The sequence below is a fragment of the Rathayibacter sp. AY1A7 genome, from assembly GCF_002930845.1.
Taxonomy (GTDB): domain Bacteria; phylum Actinomycetota; class Actinomycetes; order Actinomycetales; family Microbacteriaceae; genus Rathayibacter.
On sequence record NZ_PSTL01000044.1, the window covers coordinates 1 to 5,117 of the forward strand.

Sequence of the window (5,117 nt, forward strand, 5' to 3'; positions counted from 1 at the left end):
GTGGTCGGCGGGCAGGGTGGAGCGAGTGGAGCGAGGGGGCACAGAGAGGTCTCACGGGTCGGCGGCTCGGCGGGGGACCGGGCTCGGGAGCAGGGGAAGCGGCTATGTCACCAGGCGGGGGTGGGAGACCGGTAAGACGGGCCTCCGAAAGCGCTCCGAATAACAGTACGGTAACGAGCGGCGCGTGTCACGCCCGATCGTGTCCGCCTGTGATCGCTAGACCGCCTAGGAAGACGTCCCGGGTGCGTAATCGGGCGCATCCGGAAGGCCGAAGGCGCGCTCGAGCGTCTCGATGCCGGAGTCGTGCAGGTACCCGGAGAGCTGGGTCCCGACGTACCGCAGGTGGTACGGCTCCGACTCGTACCCCGTGATCGGAGTGGTGTCGGGCTTGTAGCGCACGAGGAAGCCGAAGCGATGGGCGTTGGCGCCGACCCACTGCCCCTCCGGAGTGTCGCCCCAGCAGATCTCGAGCGCGCACGCGCCCGACGCTCCCACCACGTCGACCGCCCACCCGGTCTGGTGCTCGCTGTGCCCCGGGCGCGCACTCGTCGCATCCGCTCCCGCCTGCCCGCGCGAGGACACCCAGCCCGCGTAGACGCTGACCTGGGTGTCGTAGGAGCGGTAGGCGCTCTGCACCGCCAGCGAGAGGCCGGCCTCGGAGCGGGCGGCGGCGAAGAGCGGGACGAGGGCGTCCGCGGTCGCCTGGCGCATCGGCTGCCGGTTGACGTAGGGCACGTCGGGGAAGGTCAGGTCGGCGGGGACGTAGTCGACCGGCGCGAGCGTCCGCAGCTTGTTGACGACGACCCAGGTGCTCGCCGGGTCGTCGACGGACTGCGCGGTGAGGTCGATCCCGGAGGCGGTGGGAGTGGGAGTGGCGGTCGGCACCGCCGTGGGCGTCGAGGTGGTCGCGGCCGCGGAGGGCGACGGAGCGGGCGGCGCCGTCGAGGGGGTCGGCGAGGGCGCCGGCGCTCCGTTCCCGATGGCGGCTCCGACCCCCAGCGCGGTCAGGCCCGCCGCGGCGGCCACACCCCCGATGACCAGGGCTCGGCGGCGGACGGGGCGCCCATCGGTCGGCTCGTTCTCGTTCGACGTCATCCTCCGAGCCTAGACAGACCCGTTCCTGCGCATCTGCTGAAGCACCGGCGATCGGTTCTGTCCACCCGTGCCCCTCCACGCGGGTCGCGCATATCCTCTAAGGATTCACATAAGCAGACCCCCTTGCTTGAGTGACAGCCACGACTCCGCGTGCGACCGCCCCCTCGGCCGCACGGCCCCCCACGGAGCCGTCGATGGAAGGACCCCATGCTCCGACCCCTCACCGCACCCTCCGTCCCTCTCGCCGCCCTCGCTCGGACGCTCGAGATCGGCGACGAGGGCGGCCTGACGGCCGAGATCAGCGGAGTGACGCTGATCGCCTCCGACGTCGAGCCCGGCGACCTCTTCGTCGCCCTGCCCGGGGTCAACCGCCACGGGGCCGAGTTCGTCGAGCAGGCCGTGGCCCGCGGCGCCTCCGCCGTGCTGACCGACACCGCGGGCGCCGACGCCGCGCGCGCGACCGGTCTGCCCGTCCTCGTGGTCGACGACCCCCGCTCCCGCCTGGGCGCCGTCGCCGCCGCCGTCTACGGGACGGCCGAGCGCTCCCCCGTGCTGCTCGGCGTGACCGGCACCAACGGCAAGACGTCGACCGTCCACATGCTCGAGGGGATCCTCCGCCAGCTCGGCGTCGTGCCCGGCCTCAGCTCGACCGCTGAGCGTCACATCGGCGACACCTCGGTGACCAGCGGCCTGACCACCCCGGAGGCGACGGAGCTGCACGCGCTCGTCGCCCGCATGGAGGAGGAGGGCGTCGGCGCGGCCGCGATCGAGGTCAGCGCCCAGGCGCTCACCCGCCACCGCGTCGACGGCGTGGTCTTCGACGTCGCCGGCTTCACGAACCTCAGCCACGACCACCTCGACGACTACGGCGACATGGACACCTACTTCGGCGAGAAGGCCCAGCTGTTCCAGCCCGATCGCGCGCGCCGGGCCGTCGTCTCGCTCGACTCCCCCGCGGGCGCGCGCCTCGTCGAGGTCGCCGGCGTGCCGGTCACCACGATCACCTCCCTCCCGGGCGTCGACGCCGACTGGACCGTGACGGTGCTCGAGCAGGAGTTCGGCCGCACCCGCTTCCGGATCGGCAACCGCGAGGGCCGTGCCATCACGACCTCCGTGCCGATCATCGGCACCCACATGGCCGCCAACGCCGGACTGGCGATCGTGATGCTGATCGAGTCCGGTCGGCCGATCGGCGAGATCCGCGCCGCGCTGCACCGCGACGGCGGAGTGGACGCCTCCCTTCCCGGTCGCACCGAGCGCGTCTCCGGCGACCGCGGCCCCACGGTGTACGTCGACTTCGGCCACAGCGCCGACGCCTTCGCCCGCACCCTGGAGGCCGTCCGCGAGGTCACGCCCGGCCGCGTGATCATGGTGTTCGGAGCCGACGGCGACCGGGACGCGCTCAAGCGCCCGGCGATGGCCGAAGCCGCCGTCCTGGGCAGCGACGTGCTGGTCGTCACCGACCACCACCCGCGCTTCGAGGACCCGGCCTCGATCCGGCGCACCCTCGTCGAGGCCGCCCGCGCCGCCCGTCCGGACGCCGAGATCCACGAGGTCGACGACCCCAAGCGCGCCATCCGCGTCGCCGTGTCCGTGGCGCACGAGGGCGACGCCATCCTCTGGGCCGGCCCCGGGCACCAGAACTACCGCGACATCCTCGGCGTGCGCACGCCGTACTCGGCCCGAGCCGAGGCCCGCGCAGCGCTCCGTGAGGCAGGCTGGGCGGACGAGGCGGTCCCCGCTCCGGCCTGATGCACGGCCCCGGCACGGCGGCCCTGAGATCCCGTTCAGGCTCGCCGGACGCTCTGTCGCGCTCTCCGCACGCGGTGTAACTTTGCGCAGCACGCAACGTTTGCGGCGGATCGCCGTGCCTGGACGCGTCCGCCAGACAAGGGGACCACCGTGGCCGACTCCGCCTCCGCTCCATCCGCTCCGACCTCGACGCCGTCCGGCGCCGTGATGTCGCACCGGCAGATCCTGTTCGTCATCTTCGGCCTGATGGCGGGGATGTTCCTCTCCTCGCTCGACCAGACCATCGTCGGCACCTCGATGCGCACCATCGCGGACGACCTCGACGGCCTCTCGCAGCAGGCGTGGGTGACCACCGCCTACCTGATCGTCTCGACGATCGCGACGCCGATCTACGGCAAGCTCTCCGACATCTTCGGACGCCGCCCGCTCTACCTGATCGCGATCGTGCTGTTCCTGATCGGCTCGACGCTCGCCGGCTTCTCGACCTCGATGCTCGGCCTCGCGGGCTTCCGCGCCGTGCAGGGCCTCGGCGCCGGCGGACTCATGTCGCTCGCGCTCACGGTGATGGGCGACATCCTGCCCCCGCGCGAGCGCGCCAAGTACCAGGGCTACTTCCTGGCCGTCTTCGGGATCTCCAGCGTCGTCGGACCGCTCATCGGCGGTCTGCTCGCCGGCACCCCCGAGATCCTCTTCATCACCGGCTGGCGCTGGGTCTTCCTGATCAACCTCCCGATCGGCGCCGTCGCGCTCTTCATCGTCGTGCGGTTCCTCCACCTGCCCAAGCCCGCCGGCAAGCGCTCGGTGCGGATCGACTGGTGGGGCGCCTCCCTCGTCGTCATCGCCGCGGGACCGCTGCTGCTGATCGCCGAGCAGGGCCGCGAGTGGGGCTGGGGCTCGCCTATCGCGTGGGTCTGCTACATCGTCGGCGCGCTGGGCGTCATCGGCTTCATCGCGGCCGAGCGGATGATGGGCGACGACGCGCTCATCCCCCTCAAGCTCTTCCGCTCGCCGACCTTCTCGATGGCGACCGTGCTGGGCGTCCTCGTCGGCTTCGGCATGTTCGGCGGCATGATGGCGATCCCGCTGTACCTGCAGCTGGTGAACGGCGCCACGCCGACCGAGTCCGGCTTCCTGATGCTGCCGATGATCCTCGGCCTGATGATCGCCTCGATCGTCTCGGGTCAGATCATCTCGCGCACGGGCCGCTACCGCGCCTTCCCGATCGTCGGCACCTTCCTGATGTCGGCCGCGTTCTTCTACTTCACCTTCGTGACGATCGACAAGCCGGTGGTCTTCATGATGGGCGGGATGCTGATGCTGGGCCTCGGGCTCGGGCAGATGATGCAGACCCTCACCCTGGCCTCGCAGAACTCGGTCGACGTGGCGAACATGGGAGTCGCTACCAGCGCCTCCACGTTCTTCCGCCAGATCGGCGGCACCCTGGGCACCGCCGTGATCTTCTCGGTGCTCTTCAGCCGCATCCCCGACACCATCGCCGCGGCCTTCAAGAACCCGGCGCTCGCGGCGGATCTGCAGCGGGCCGTCACCGATCCGGCCGTCGCCGCGGACCCGGCCAACGCCGGGATCCTGAAGCTGCTGCAGTCGCAGGACACCGCGGCGATCGGCTCCGCGCTCGACGGGGACACGTCGTTCCTGAACACCGCGGACCGCGCCCTGTCGGCCCCGTTCCTGACCGGGTTCAACGACGCGACCGTGACCGTGTTCCAGGTCGCGCTGGGCGTGGTCCTGCTGGCCTTCGTCCTCTCGTGGTTCCTCAAGACCCCGCCGCTGCGAGCGAAGTCGGCCATGCAGGAGGCGCACGACCTCGCGGCCGAGGACAGCGCGGAGGAGCTGCGCCGCACGGACCCGCAGCTGGCCGCGCGCGCCGGGGCCGACCTGGCCGCGGGCAGCATCGAGCCGGACGTCCCGACGGACTCGATCCGCACCGCTCCTCCGCGCGACGGGCACGGCGCCCACCGGGCCTGATCGGGAAGCGCCGACGGACCGCATCCTGAGCTCCGCTCCTCCCCTCCGAGGCGCCGCCTCCGCCGTCCGGACACCGCCCTCGCCGCGGTGTCCGGACGGGGAGGCGGCGCCTTGCGGTCATCCGGGGCGCGATGTCCCGCGTCTCGGGGCGAGAGAGCGCTCCACCGGGGCTCTAGGATGGTCGGACCGCTGCCGAAGGAGTCCGCAATGAGCGCCGCCCCCACCCCCTCCCCCGCGCCCCCCAGCCTCCCGCACCAGCACGCCCCCCCCGGCCCGCTCGCCGC

General features: G+C 72.2%; 3 protein-coding genes. 2 read left to right on the forward strand and 1 reads right to left on the reverse strand.

Annotated elements, in window-relative coordinates:
* Positions 1-225: 225 nt before the first annotated feature.
* A complete protein-coding gene (locus tag C5B95_RS16940; RefSeq protein WP_104349695.1) occupies positions 226-1,095 on the reverse strand; it encodes a D-alanyl-D-alanine carboxypeptidase family protein in 870 nt (289 codons plus the stop codon).
* Between the two features lie 207 nt (positions 1,096-1,302).
* Here C5B95_RS16940 and C5B95_RS16945 point away from each other — a divergent pair, with 207 nt between their 5' ends.
* Both C5B95_RS16945 and C5B95_RS16950 read left to right on the forward strand, forming a co-directional pair.
* Complete coding sequence (locus tag C5B95_RS16945) at positions 1,303-2,847, forward strand: Mur ligase family protein (protein ID WP_104349696.1); 1,545 nt, start codon at positions 1,303-1,305, stop codon at positions 2,845-2,847.
* Between the two features lie 207 nt (positions 2,848-3,054).
* Positions 3,055-4,833, forward strand: coding sequence for an MDR family MFS transporter (locus C5B95_RS16950; protein WP_104349697.1), 1,779 nt, complete (start codon positions 3,055-3,057; stop codon positions 4,831-4,833).
* Positions 4,834-5,117 lie beyond the last annotated feature (284 nt).

Excerpts from the sequence above, each read along its gene's own strand:
- C5B95_RS16940 (WP_104349695.1), bottom strand. The coding sequence starts at position 1,095 with ATGACGTCGAACGAGAACGAGCCGACCGATGGGCGCCCCGTCCGCCGC.
- C5B95_RS16950 (WP_104349697.1), top strand. The coding sequence starts at position 3,055 with ATGTCGCACCGGCAGATCCTGTTCGTCATCTTCGGCCTGATGGCGGGG.
- C5B95_RS16945 (WP_104349696.1), top strand. The coding sequence starts at position 1,303 with ATGCTCCGACCCCTCACCGCACCCTCCGTCCCTCTCGCCGCCCTCGCT.